Origin of the sequence: Treponema sp. Marseille-Q4132, assembly GCF_014334835.1 — a bacterium.
Lineage (GTDB): Bacteria > Spirochaetota > Spirochaetia > Treponematales > Treponemataceae > Treponema_D > Treponema_D paredis.
In genome coordinates this window covers 2,478,526-2,490,882 of sequence record NZ_CP060591.1, presented here as the reverse complement: position 1 = coordinate 2,490,882, position 12,357 = coordinate 2,478,526, and the positions used below count along the sequence as shown (strand labels likewise).

Annotated in this window: 11 protein-coding genes; 6 read left to right on the top strand and 5 right to left on the bottom strand. The window is 50.0% G+C overall.

Annotated features, from left to right (window positions below):
* Positions 1 to 23: 23 nt before the first annotated feature.
* The 4 genes from H9I35_RS11300 to H9I35_RS11285 all read right to left on the bottom strand — a co-directional run bounded on the left by H9I35_RS11300 (position 24) and on the right by H9I35_RS11285 (position 4,832).
* Positions 24 to 782, bottom strand: coding sequence for an amino acid ABC transporter ATP-binding protein (locus H9I35_RS11300; RefSeq protein WP_305852054.1), 759 nt, complete (start codon positions 780 to 782; stop codon positions 24 to 26).
* Positions 783 to 784: 2 nt separating this feature from the next.
* Positions 785 to 2,167: an OmpA family protein gene (locus H9I35_RS11295; protein WP_187419465.1), complete on the bottom strand. Its 1,383-nt coding sequence runs from the start codon at positions 2,165 to 2,167 to the stop codon at positions 785 to 787.
* A 239-nt stretch (positions 2,168 to 2,406) separates the two neighbouring features.
* Positions 2,407 to 3,774, bottom strand: coding sequence for a lytic transglycosylase domain-containing protein (locus H9I35_RS11290; RefSeq protein ID WP_187419464.1), 1,368 nt, complete (start codon positions 3,772 to 3,774; stop codon positions 2,407 to 2,409).
* Entirely contained in the window at positions 3,771 to 4,832 is a 1,062-nt protein-coding gene (locus H9I35_RS11285) for an outer membrane protein assembly factor BamD (protein WP_252722662.1), read from the bottom strand. The genes H9I35_RS11290 and H9I35_RS11285 overlap by 4 nt, the downstream gene beginning before the upstream one ends.
* A gap of 66 nt (positions 4,833 to 4,898) precedes the next feature.
* Between H9I35_RS11285 and H9I35_RS11280 the strand changes: the two genes are divergently transcribed.
* From H9I35_RS11280 to H9I35_RS11265, 4 genes are all read left to right on the top strand, one after another.
* Positions 4,899 to 5,504 (top strand): hypothetical protein, encoded by a 606-nt coding sequence (locus H9I35_RS11280; RefSeq protein WP_187419463.1) that lies wholly within the window; start codon positions 4,899 to 4,901, stop codon positions 5,502 to 5,504.
* A 60-nt stretch (positions 5,505 to 5,564) separates the two neighbouring features.
* A complete protein-coding gene (locus H9I35_RS11275) occupies positions 5,565 to 7,277 on the top strand; it encodes a tetratricopeptide repeat protein (protein WP_187419462.1) in 1,713 nt (570 codons plus the stop codon).
* 116 nt (positions 7,278 to 7,393) lie between these two features.
* A complete protein-coding gene (locus H9I35_RS11270; protein WP_252722661.1) occupies positions 7,394 to 8,893 on the top strand; it encodes a CapA family protein in 1,500 nt (499 codons plus the stop codon).
* A 53-nt stretch (positions 8,894 to 8,946) separates the two neighbouring features.
* Positions 8,947 to 9,348 (top strand): DUF2721 domain-containing protein, encoded by a 402-nt coding sequence (locus tag H9I35_RS11265; RefSeq protein ID WP_187419460.1) that lies wholly within the window; start codon positions 8,947 to 8,949, stop codon positions 9,346 to 9,348.
* 14 nt (positions 9,349 to 9,362) lie between these two features.
* Here the strand turns inward: H9I35_RS11265 and H9I35_RS11260 are convergent, their stop codons facing one another.
* Positions 9,363 to 10,952: a glucose-6-phosphate isomerase gene (locus H9I35_RS11260; RefSeq protein ID WP_187419459.1), complete on the bottom strand. Its 1,590-nt coding sequence runs from the start codon at positions 10,950 to 10,952 to the stop codon at positions 9,363 to 9,365.
* A gap of 183 nt (positions 10,953 to 11,135) precedes the next feature.
* On the opposite strand from H9I35_RS11260, the gene purE reads away from it, so the two are divergent.
* Both purE and purC read left to right on the top strand, forming a co-directional pair.
* The gene (purE, locus tag H9I35_RS11255) at positions 11,136 to 11,633 is read left to right on the top strand and encodes a 5-(carboxyamino)imidazole ribonucleotide mutase (RefSeq protein WP_187419458.1); all 498 of its coding nucleotides are present in this window, start codon (positions 11,136 to 11,138) and stop codon (positions 11,631 to 11,633) included.
* Positions 11,630 to 12,355: a phosphoribosylaminoimidazolesuccinocarboxamide synthase gene (purC, locus tag H9I35_RS11250; RefSeq protein WP_187419457.1), complete on the top strand. Its 726-nt coding sequence runs from the start codon at positions 11,630 to 11,632 to the stop codon at positions 12,353 to 12,355. Before purE ends, purC begins: the two co-directional genes overlap by 4 nt.
* The last annotated feature ends 2 nt before the right edge of the window (positions 12,356 to 12,357 follow it).

Sequence of the window (12,357 nt, the reverse complement as noted above, 5' to 3'; positions counted from 1 at the left end):
ATCCGTTTATCCGCAATGTTGGATTACGCGTTGAATCTTGCCAAAAACGCTTTCGTGCGCGCTTCTTTAGGACTGTCGATGACGTCTTTCGGCGAACCCTGTTCGACGATGACGCCTCCGTCCATAAATATGATATGGCTGCTCGTGTCGCGTGCGAATGCCATTTCGTGGGTGACGACGACCATCGTCATCTTTTCCGCGGCAAGCGTTTTGATAACGGAAAGTATTTCGCCGGTCAATTCCGGATCGAGGGCGCTCGTCGGTTCGTCAAAAAGCAGCACTTCCGGATTGAGCGCAAGCGCGCGCGCAATGCCGACACGCTGCTGCTGCCCGCCCGAAAGTTCGAAAGGATAATTTTTGATTTTATCGGCAAGTCCCATACGCGAAAGGAGTTCGACTGCAAGCGCGTTCGCTTCTTCCGCAGTTTTTCCGAGAACGCGGCGGGGAGCGTCCGCAACATTTTGCAAAACCGAATAATGCGGAAATAAATTGAAATTCTGAAAGACGAGTCCCGTTTTCAGCGCTATCGATCGGAGAGAAGCTTTGTCCGCATAGACGCCGTCTTTGACGAGATTTTGTCCGCATATCGAAACGGAACCGCCGCTTACGCTTTCAAGCTGCGTAATGCAGCGGAGGATCGTGGATTTGCCGCTTCCCGAAGGTCCGATGATGCCGAGCACTTCGCCTTTGTGTACGGAAAACGAAATATCTTTAATAATTTCCGTCGTACCGAACGATTTAGAAAGTTTTTCTATTTTAATAATTTCTTCGCTTTGCCGCATTTTTAATAATCCCGCTGTATATACGTGTCTTTCGGGCGCACGGTGATAACGACGCGCCTGTTTTGTCTGCGGCCTTCTTCGGTATCGTTTGGAGCGGCGGGAATCGTGCCGCCGTAGCCGCGGTAACTGAAAAGAGAAGCGGGGATGCCGTATACGATGAGCGAATGCATGATCGTTTTCGTTCGCTCGATCGAAAGGTTCATCTGCCCTTCCGGCTTTCCGACATCGGCCGTATGACCTTCGACGAGTATCGTATAGCCGTCGTTATTTTTAATAATTTCTTTGAGCGATGACGCGATGCGTTCTATGCGCGCTCTTTCCGCCGGCAAAAGCTCTGCCGAATCGGGAATAAACTTTACGTTTGCAATCGATATGACGATGCCTCTTACCCCGTCGTCGACTTTTGTATCGGGAACTGCGCCCTTTGAACCGCTTTGATTTTCGGCCGCGCCCCCTCCTCCGGTGATTTCTCGGCGGAGCGTATCGTATGCGGCATAGTACGAATCGTCTTTGAGAGGAGAGCTCACATCGTGTATAAGCTCGTCTTTATCGAGGATAACGACGACTTTACCCTCTTTTAAAAGCGCACGGTTTTGCGCAACGGTGAGAATACGAAGCGCATCGCTTGTGCGGATGACCGGATCGGTGCGGTTTTTTCCGTACACTTTATACGCTTTGATGTACAGCGGATCATAGCCCGTGCGTTCGTGATATGCACGTGTATCGTCGGACTCTCCGTAAAGCACGATACCTCTCGCTTCAGCCGCATCGAATGATGCCATATCGCGCTCATAAATCAAATCCATGTTTTCATCCCAAATGCGCGGAAAAAAACAGGGCGATACGGCGCTTTCGACATATTCGCCGTGTACGGGCAGTTCGCCCCGCGCATCTATGACGATACCCGAATACGCGCGGGATGCAGCCGATGCGATCGGAACAGGGGGCGCGTAGGGCGTGCGCTGCTTGAGCAGCATACCGCTTATCGACGGGATGGAAATCGTATCGGTAAGAAAAAGCGTGAGTTTTCCGCCTTTAAAAACCGCGCTCGTCATTTTACCGCCGTAAACGATGTCGGTGATTTCTTTCAGCGTAAGCGTGCCCTCGAGTATCAAATCTCCGAGCTGTTTTGCATTGTCGACGTACAGCGATAAAAGCGGATCTTTAATCAATGCGGGAAGCTTTAAATACATCGATTCCGATGCCGCGTTTTTGCCCGACGGCAGCGATATGCCGGCTCTTTCAGTATCGAATGAAACGGACGAAACGAACTGCTGCTTTGTCCAATCGACGCGGCTTACGGACGTCATCGCCCCGCTTTGCGAAAACGCGCTCATCATCGAAACGAAAAAAATACACGCAGATAGCATAATTTTTTTTTGCATACGCACTCCCATAAAAACTTTTGCAGGATGTTTCGACATCAGAAAAAGTTTTTAACCGTGCGCGTGCGCGCACACGTTCAATAGTCGAGTTTGCAAAATAAAGCGCATCGTATTCATGCGATTTTTATCGAAACGCCGCATATACATGGCTTCCGTAAATATCCGCGCAAACTCGAGATTAAAAGCAACGGCGATATTTCAGACGGCGCTTTTTATCGTACCTCTTTAGAAATATCGGCTTATTTTACGGGTATGTAGAGTATTTTTCCGATCCGCAAAACCGCGTTCGATTTTACGTTGTTTGCATCGCACATGGCCTCGACCGTCGTGCCGAAACGTTTGGCGATGCCCCAAAGCGAATCGCCTTCGCGCACCGTGTATCTCGTTTGAAAACGGTAAGGTTCGATCGCCGCAATTGCCTCCGATGCCGAACCCGCCATGCCTTCGGGTACGCGGATGAGCCAAGCGGATAAAGGCGGCGTAATGCCGCGGAAGAGTGCCGAATTGAGAGAAGAAAGCATGTCTTCGTCGATCTTCAATTCGTGCGCAAGCCGCTTGATCGAAATCGCGCCTTTAGTTTCGGCGTAATCGAACCGGCCGGCACGGGGATTTACGGGCCCGCCCCTTTCATCTTTTGCAGACGGAATGGCGACCGCGTAGTATGCGGCGTTTTCCGCAGCGTCCGCGACGGCAAGGAGTTTAGGCACGTACTGCGCCGTTTGATCGCGCAGCTGTTTATGTTCCGCCAAATACCAAAAATCTTTGCCGGGATTTTTCGCAAGCGCTCTCGCCATAGCGCCCGCACCGCAGTTATATGCGGCGATCGCGAGCGGCCAATCGTGAAACATATTGAAATTTTCCTCGAGCTTTGCAAGCGCCGCATCGGTCGATTTCCACGGATCGAGCCGCTCGTCGACAAAATCGTTTCTGACGAGAAAGGGCTTTGTACTGTTCGCCATAAACTGCCAAAGACCGACGGCTCCGCTCCTCGATCTCGCGTTTGTCGTATAACTCGATTCGACGACGGGAAGATATTCGAGAACCGAAGGCATACCTTTTTCACGGAGTTTTTCGCGTACATAGAGCCGGTACTGCTCTCCGTTTTCGAGAACGGCGGAAAGCCATTTGACCGCTTTTTCCGAAAGATAATAATCGCGGTACTTTTGCACGGAAGCTCTGTCCGCTCCGGGAATATCGAGCTCCTTATATGCGACCGAAAGCGGCATTTCATCCCGTGCGATCGGTTTTGCATCGATTTGCGAATTTCCCGCCGTCACATCATCGGATGCCGGCGTTTGATCCGTACCGTCTGCAGATACGGCGCCGTTCATTGATCCGTTTGAGGGGCGCGCGCTTTCCGGAATCACCTCTTCGCTTGAAAGGGAATTTCGGCTGCTCTCCGCATCGGCCGCATCGAACGTTTGTACGAGCGGAAGAGAGGCGAGTTCGTCTTCGAGCCATGCGCGCTCTTCAGCTGCGGCGCCTGCGGCATCCGGAGAACGTTTTACCGACTTCTCGATCGATACACTATCTTCGGAAGCGGCGCGGGAGACAAATACAAAAATGTACGCCGCGCACAAAACGAACGAACGGAATGTCCGCGTCATAAGAGCCGTTCGCCCATATAGATGCCCGCCCATTCCCAGTTGCCGTTTATGTCGGGATCGATCGGAAAATCCACTTTGCGGAAATACAGGTACCACACCGGCGAATAAGGACTCCACCCTCTCGTGCGCAAATACGCTTCGTTCGGCGTCGTCCCCCGTTCGAGCGTGTCGCTGAACGTAATGCGCTGACCGCGCATATAGACACGCAGGGAAAATTCTTTTTGCGAATTCGGATCGTTTTCGTCCTGCGTCCACGACATATAAAAAAAGTTGATCTTTGAGCAATATTTGTCGAGCGCTCTCCAATCGTAGCGCGTGATCGCGCTTTTGACCGCCGCGACAAGATCGTCGAGGTTTTCAAAAGTCCAATCTTTCGAAGAATTATTAAAATCGACAAGGCGGCGGGCATCGCTGTATGCGTTCGGCTCTCCCGCAATCTGGATCGTCGGAGCGTCGCTTTGTTCGAGAAACTGTACAAAAGAACGCAGAGCCGCTTCCCACTCGCTGTCCTTTTCGTATTCAAGGGCGCGGCGGTAATACAGTTCCGTTACGCTGACATCGGACGGAAATCGATTTATCATTTCATTGAAATACGCGATGCGCGTAGAGGACGTTTTGCTTATGCGGATGAGATTTTTAAGACACAAAAAATGAACGGAACGCCCCTTTACGAGCAAGTCGGGGTAATGGCGCAGGATGCGGTCGAAATAATATTCCGCAAAGGGTTCGGCGCCTATGGAAAGATAAGCGTAACCGGTCATCAAAAGCCAATACGAATTGTATGCGTCATCCGGATGTTTTTGCACCCAATCGGTCAAAAACAAAACGGCGGATTGATATTCGTTTGCCGAAAGCATATTGTTTGCGATTTGATTGACGATCGCGTACCGGCTGCCGGGTGCAAGATCGCTCTTTTTGAGAAGGGATGTAAGCTGCATCTGCTCTCTGCGATTGGGTTCGGCTGTAGACACCGACGACGGAAATGCAAAAATGCATACGAGCAGCACGGCGATCCCCGCCGCGTACGAAACCTTTTTCAGCATACGTTTTTTCGGCATACGGTACTGTAGCACGAGCGGGACTTATTGGCAAGACGCCGTATAAAGTGTATTCTATAAGATACCATGAAAAGATACAATATGCGCTTTTACAATATGATTCTCGCGCTGGGGATATTTTTGATTACCGCGGGATTTATCATGTTCATTCTGTCGCCGGGCGGAACCGACAGCCTCGTCATGACCGTATGGCCCATCGTAGCTATCGTCTTCGGTGCCGTCTTTTTATACTTTACGCTGTCTTTTACGCATAATTCGTTCCATCTTTTTCTCGGCATATTCTGTTCGCTTTCGGGAATCTTTTTTGGTCTCGTTACGGGAGGCGTCATTCCGAAAACGCTGAACGAATGGTGGCCCGCTTCGGTCGTTTTCGCTTCCCTTGCGCTTTTAGCGGCGGGATTTTACAAAGCGCAGAAATTGCGCATCGCCTATACCTTTCCGGCGGTAACGCTGCTTTTATTCGGTATCGTGTTTTTGCTTTTTTCGTTCCGTATCATTCCCGGTTCGTTCAAAAGCTTTGTTCTCACGTTCATCCCGTTTTTTATTATCAGTTCCGGAATTTTCATGGTTGTCCTCTTTTTGCTGCAGCAAAAATACAATCAATTTTACGTCGAAGAGGAAAGTGAAGAAATCGACGTGGACGAAGAAGAATTTTTCGACAAAGGATTATAATCGGTGCGCGCATATTTCCGAAGCGGAATAAAATTAATAATTCTCGTTACGGTGATATGCATGCTTTATGCCGCCCCTTTGTGCGCGGCATCAAAAAAAAAGTCTCCGTCCGTGCAAAGTGCGGCAAAAAATTACGAAAACGAAACGGCAGACGACAAAAAAACGGCGATCGCGATCGAAGTACCCAAGCGGACGCGCCGTACGTTTTTTTCACGCATCGCCCCCGATGCCATGACGGCTGCAGAAAACGCATCCCCCGATTCCATACGAAGCGCCGTCTCCCTTTTGCGGAAATCGGGAGAGGATTATACCGAAGCGGAAAAAGTGCTTTTAAACGTACTTTCGGGCATCATGAAAAATGCATGGCCTTCCGAACGCGTCGATTGGGAAACACCCCCCGTAAGCGAAGCGACCGCGTATCTCGGTGCGATCGAATCGGCACAAAAGGGCATCTACGATTTAAGTACCGGCAATGTCGATTTTTTTACGCTCGTCCTTCCCTCTCTCGTCGTCATCAAAGCGGACGACGTTTCTTCTTATGCATCGATTGCGGAGCAGGCTCTCTCGGCTTCTCTCGCGCTTCGCCCCGACTCCGCTCTCGCTCATTACCTTATGGGCGTGCTGTATATAAAAACGATGCGGACGGAAGAAGCTCTCGATCATTTTTCGCGTGCCGCAAAATCCGCGCTTTCATGTAAAGAAATCGCATACGCCGAAGCGGATTGCTTAAAGCGACTGGGTCGAATGCAGGAAGCGCAGACGACATCACTCTCGCTTTTACAGCGCTATCCTGCGGACATCGCCGTATTGAAACTCTGTGCCGAAACATCGTTTGCGCTTAAGGATTTTTCCGCAGCCGAAGAATACGTCGGCCGCGTGCTGCAGCAGGCACCGAACGATTTGGATTACGTTTTGTTCCGTGCGCGCATTTTAGCAGGCAGAGGCGATTACATCAGGGCGGCTTCTCTCCTCGACGTGTACGCGAGACAGGACACGTCTTCCCGTGCCTATCTTTTGCTCCGCGCACGCCTTCAGTACGAGTGGAGTAAAAACCTCAGCGCGGCAACGGAAACGATCGAACGCGCGCTTTCGCGCTATCCGGATGATTTGGACGTACTCCTTTTTGCCGCCCGCATCGCTTCTTTGACAGCATCTCCCGTTTCAGGTTTCAGCGCCGAAGCGCTTGCGAAAAAGGCGCTTGAAATCGATCCCGCAAATACGGAAGCAAAGCGTTATGAAATCGGAGGATTGATGCACGGCGGAAAATGGAAGAGCGCATACGATTCGAGCAGATCGCTCGTCGCTTCAAGCGAAGCGGTTCGAAGCGATATATTCGTACACATCCGTATCTGCCTTGAACTCGGAAAAAACGATGAAGCTTGGAATCTCATATCGCCTCTGTACGCCGAAAACCCCGACGACGAGGATATAGTGCAGTCATACATCGTCGTGCTGAGTAAAACCGGCCGAAGCGCACAGGCGCTTTCGCTTATCAACTCCCGCTTACCGACCGCTTCTTCGCGGATGCGGAGTTTCTTTTATTACCGAAGAAGTTTTTTGGATGCGGCGGAAGAAGATTCTCTTGCCGATTTACGCTCAAGTCTCATCGCAAACCCGCGAAACGCGGACGCGCTTTTCAGACTCTATGAAATCTATTATGAAAAACGCGACTACCGTAAAGCGCAGTATTATCTCAAGCAGGTTGTCGCACTCGACCCGAACAATGCCGAAATGCGGAAGCTGAACGAGGAGCTGTCAAAATTAATAAAATGATGTACCCTCATGAAAAATCGGACGGAAAACTTAGTGCCGTCAAATTAAAAATTAATAATTTTTTTGCGGCAAAGAACACCGTCTTCAAATCGCAAATTGGCAATTTTTTTGCGGCGTTGAAAAAAAATATTTTCAACGATAAAAAAAAGCGGGTGATTTTTTTTACTCTCGTATCGCTTTTTTTCATCACCCTTGTCCTACGAGCATTCCGCCCCGCAAAACTTTTTGTCCGCGTATCGGATGCCCTGTATGAGTCGTATAAGGCGGAATTTGAAGCGGTGCAGAGCGAAAAGCTTTCGTTCCGTTTTATAAAAGAAAGCGAAAACATGCGCCTTCCCTTTTTCGGCGCCGTTCCCGTTACGATAGGACGTATTTCGGCAAAAACCGAAGTGCAGCTCGCAAAAGAAGCGCGAAACGAAAACGAAGTCTATTATCTTTTGTCGGAAACGGAACTGCTTCCTTCGGTAAAAGCCGATTTTACAAGCGGCGGAACAGAGGCTTCATCGCTTCTTTCTCCCGACGTAAGCGTCTCTTTTTCCGATGCGGCTTCGATGCCCGAAGGCAATCGCGCGCTTCCCGCCGACGGTGTTTATGCCGGAAGCGAAGACTACCCTCTTTCCGTAAAGCGCTATGCCGTGTGCGTTTCATACGATAAAAGATATGCGGACGAACTCGAAAAGTTCTGCAAAGCCGTCTTTGCTCCTAAAAGCGCATCCTCATGTAAAACGCTCTTCGTTGCAAGCGTCGGCGACATCATGGTTGCGCGCGGCGTACAGGAAATTTTAATCGGCCGGACTGACGGACTCGAAACGGTATTCGGAGATACGCTTTCGGTTTTGCAAAAAAACGATATTACGATCGGCAATCTCGAAGGCGTCGTAACATCTTCAAAAAACAATGCGGTAAAAACCTATACGTTCCGTTTCGACGAAAGAGTGCTGCCGCACTTAAAAGAAGCGGGATTCGATTATCTCATGCAGGCGAATAACCACGCTTACGATTTCGGAGAAGAAGGTTTTAAGGACACGCTCGCCGCTTTTGAAAAGTACGGCATACCGACAAGCGGCGCGGGGTACAATGCGGATGACGCGAAAAAGTTTTACCGTAAAACCGTCGGAGATACGACGTTCGCGATCATTTCGTGCGGCGCCTTTCCCGTCGAACGCTCGGGCTTTAACGGCAAAACGACTGCAACCGCGACCGACACGAGGGCGGGCATTTTGTGGCAGAGCGACGAGCTTTTGGAAAGCGTCAAAAAAGAAAAAGATGCGGGCGCTTTCGTCATCGTAAACGTGCACGGCGGAGAAGAGTACCGCTTTACGCCGACACAAAGTCAGCGCCGCCTTTACGAAGCTTTGTGCAGCGCGGGCGCCGACGTCGTATTCGGAAGTCACCCGCACGTCCTCCAGAGCGTAGAATGGTACGGCAAAAGCCTCATCGTCTACAGTCTCGGAAATTTTTTATTCAACGGTATGGAAGGAATGCCGGGCGCGACTGATAGCGAAATCGTGAGGCTCGGTATCGTCGATAAACGCATCGCGTACTGCGAAATCTACAAAGCCGAACTCAAAGGAAAAACGGTTTCGCTCAAGCGGCGCACAGATGCGGTAAAATGAAAATCAATAAAAGCGCCGTCTGAAATACGGCCGTCGTTTTTATGGGAGAATATATGGAATTTACGATCAGTACGCCTGCCATCCTTTTTTCCGCCATTTCGCTTTTGATGCTCGCATATACGAATCGATTTCTCGCCCTCGCAGCCCTTGTACGGCAGTTCATTCAAAAATTTGCCGAAGAAAAAGACAAACACCTTCTAAAGCAGATTCACAATTTCAAAAAGCGTCTTACGATCATCAAGTACACGCAGCTTTTCGGCGTCGTCAGTTTTCTCCTGTGCGTCATAAGCATGTTTTCAATTTTTATGAATATGATAATCGCCGCGGAAATAATTTTTGCGCTCAGCCTCGTCGCGCTTTTCGTTTCGCTGCTGCTTTCTCTGCAGGAAGTGCTTTTGTCGATCGGTGCGCTCAATATCGAAATGCGGAAAATCGAAGACGAAGCGCTGAACTGAGAGAAAGCCTGCGATTACTTTATGAGCAGTTCTGCGTACGCTTTGAGGTTCGCTTCCATTTTATTTTCGAGCACTGCGTTCGCAAGTTTTTTGCCGAGCTGTACGCCTTCCTGATCGAAACTGTTGATATTCCATAAAAATCCTTGGAACATCACTTTGTTTTCGTAGTGCGAAAGGAGCGCACCGAGCGCTTCGGGCGTGAGTTTTTCGCCGTAGATGATGCTCGACGGCCGCTCTCCTGCAAAATATTTATTCGGATTATCGTCGTCTTTGCCGCACGCAAACGCGATGATCTGCGCGGCGACGTTTGCGCCGAGTTTTTTTTGGCTCGTCGAACCTTTGACGACAATGTCTTTGCCGGCTTGGCTTTCTTTGAAAGCGATAAACTGGAGCGGTACGATATTCGTACCCTGATGCAAAAGCTGATAAAACGAATGCTGTCCGTTCGTTCCCGGTTCTCCGAATATGACGGGACCCGTCACATAATTGATTTTTTTACCGAAGCGGTTGACGCTTTTACCGTTCGATTCCATATCGAGCTGTTGTAAGTGAGCGGGAAAGCGCACGAGCGCCTGCGAATAAGGGAGTACCGCCGTCATCGGATAGCCCTGCACGTTACGCTCATACACTCCGATGAGCGCGTCCATGAGAGCTGCGTTTTTTGAGAGGTCGGTTTCCGTTGCAAGTTTGTCTTCGGCCGCCATGCCTTTAAGAATTTTTTCGAATACGTCGGACCCGAATGCGAGGCTCAGCACCGCTCCTCCGACGGCGCTCGACGACGAATAGCGTCCGCCGATATAATCGTCCATAAAAAACGCAGAGAGAAAATCCTTACTCTTTGCAAGCGGACTCGTTTCGCTCGTTACGGCGATCATGTGCTTTGCCGGATCGCAGCCGGCCTTTTTAATAAAATCGGCGACGAACATTTGATTCGTGAGCGTTTCAAGGGTCGTACCGCTTTTCGACACGAGAATAAAAATCGTACGGGAAGGATCGAGAGACGCGATAACGGCGGCTCCGTCGTCCGGATCGACGTTCGAAATAAAATGCGCTTTCATTTTTAACTTACCGTTCGCCTTCGCCCAATTTTCAAGGGCAAGGTAGAGCGCTCTCGGCCCCAAATCGCTTCCGCCGATGCCGATTTGACACACCGCCGTATAAGACTCGCCTTTTTCGTTTACGAGTTTTCCCGAATGCACGCGCTCGGAAAAGTCCGCAATCGCCTTTTGCTGTGCGGTGTAAAAATCGCGCTTGTTTACGCTTCCGTCGAATACGTCTTTGCCTAGCTTACCCCGCGTCAAATGATGGAGCACCATGCGCCCTTCTCCCGTATTGACGACTTCTCCGTTGTAGAGCGCGGAAAACTTTTCGAGTAGAGATGCTTCTTTGACAAGCGATTTGAAAATCGAAAGGATTTGCCTATTCACTTCTTTTGCCGCATAATTGTAAGTGAGACCCGAGCTCATCGGAATCGAAAAGTCCGCGATGCGCTTTGCACCGGACGCGCCTTTTAAAGCGTTTTTGACGGAAACGGCTCCTTTCAGCGAAAGAAGTTTTTTGTAACTTTCCAGTTTGTTGAGATTGCACCATTCGACAGTTTTCATAAAATACCTCGGAATCGTAAAACGAATGTACAGCGCCCGCACGGCTTCTATAAAAAAAGTTCGAAGCGCTTTGCGGTATTTTAACAAAAAATCAAAAAAAATGACAGTGCGCGCGGACGATTTATCCCTGCATCATAGAATTGCAATCTTGATTGTACGCGCCTCTTGTGATATAGTTCGTCCATGAAAGTCGCAATCTTTTTCGGCTCGAAATCCGATACGGCAAAAATGGCAAAGGCTGCCGATGTACTTAAAGACTTCGGCGTCGAATACGAAGCGTTTATCATCTCCGCGCACCGTGCGGGAAGCCTCCTCCGAGCGACGGTCGAAAAAGTCGAACGCGAAGGCGCCGACGTGATCATCGCGGGCGCAGGTCTTGCAGCCGCCCTTCCCGGCGTAATCGCGGGGATGACGGTGCTTCCGGTTATCGGCGTACCCCTTGAAAGCGTATCGGAAGGATCGAACGGTCTTGCGGGTTTCGACGCCCTCCTTTCCATCGTGCAGATGCCGCCGCAAATTCCGGTCGCAACCGTCGGTATCGGAAACGCGAAAAACGCCGCCTACCTCGCTCTCGAAATTCTTGCATTGAAATATCCCGAAATAAAAACAAAACTTATCGAATTCCGCAAAAAACTTGCGGAAGAGGCCGCGCAGCAAGGCGGCAATGGAGTATCGCTATGAACGAAAACGTCGTAAAAAAAGAACAGCTCTACGAAGGCAAAGCGAAGAAAATTTTTGCAACTTCAGACCCCGACCTCGTCATCATGGAATACAAAGATTCCGCGACGGCGTTCAACGGCGCAAAAAAAGGCACGATCGAAGACAAGGGCATCATGAACAACGAAATCTCGGCAAAGCTCTACGAGCTGCTCAATTCATGGAACGTGCCGACACATTTTATTAAAAAACTTTCCGACCGCGAAGTACTCTGCAAAAAAGTGAAAATCATTCCGCTCGAAGTGATCGTGCGGAACGTCGCCGCAGGTTCGTTCAGCAAACGGCTCGGAGTGCCCGAAGGTACGGCACTTAAAACGACGGTTTTCGAAATATCGTACAAGTGCGATGAACTCGACGATCCGCTCATCAACGATTACCACGCGGTCGCTATCGGAGCTGCAACATGGGACGAGCTCCACCGCGTTTACGAAATCACAGCTCAAGTCAACACGATACTCTCGCATTTCTTTTTGCGCTGCGGAGTGCGCCTCATCGATTTTAAACTCGAATTCGGCAAGGATAAAGACGGCGCCATATTTCTCGCCGACGAGATTTCGCCGGATACGTGCCGTTTTTGGGACGCAAAGACGAACGAAAAGCTCGATAAAGACCGTTTCCGCCGCGACCTCGGCAACGTCAAAGAAGCTTATGTCGAAATGCTCGGCCGCATCGAAAAAGAACTCTGATT

Excerpts from the sequence above, each read along its gene's own strand:
- H9I35_RS11285 (WP_252722662.1), bottom strand. The coding sequence starts at position 4,832 with ATGCCGAAAAAACGTATGCTGAAAAAGGTTTCGTACGCGGCGGGGATC.
- H9I35_RS11275 (WP_187419462.1), top strand. The coding sequence starts at position 5,565 with ATGCTTTATGCCGCCCCTTTGTGCGCGGCATCAAAAAAAAAGTCTCCG.
- H9I35_RS11300 (WP_305852054.1), bottom strand. The coding sequence starts at position 782 with ATGCGGCAAAGCGAAGAAATTATTAAAATAGAAAAACTTTCTAAATCG.
- H9I35_RS11290 (WP_187419464.1), bottom strand. The coding sequence starts at position 3,774 with ATGACGCGGACATTCCGTTCGTTCGTTTTGTGCGCGGCGTACATTTTT.
- H9I35_RS11265 (WP_187419460.1), top strand. The coding sequence starts at position 8,947 with ATGGAATTTACGATCAGTACGCCTGCCATCCTTTTTTCCGCCATTTCG.
- purE (WP_187419458.1), top strand. The coding sequence starts at position 11,136 with ATGAAAGTCGCAATCTTTTTCGGCTCGAAATCCGATACGGCAAAAATG.
- H9I35_RS11280 (WP_187419463.1), top strand. The coding sequence starts at position 4,899 with ATGAAAAGATACAATATGCGCTTTTACAATATGATTCTCGCGCTGGGG.
- purC (WP_187419457.1), top strand. The coding sequence starts at position 11,630 with ATGAACGAAAACGTCGTAAAAAAAGAACAGCTCTACGAAGGCAAAGCG.
- H9I35_RS11260 (WP_187419459.1), bottom strand. The coding sequence starts at position 10,952 with ATGAAAACTGTCGAATGGTGCAATCTCAACAAACTGGAAAGTTACAAA.
- H9I35_RS11295 (WP_187419465.1), bottom strand. The coding sequence starts at position 2,167 with ATGCAAAAAAAAATTATGCTATCTGCGTGTATTTTTTTCGTTTCGATG.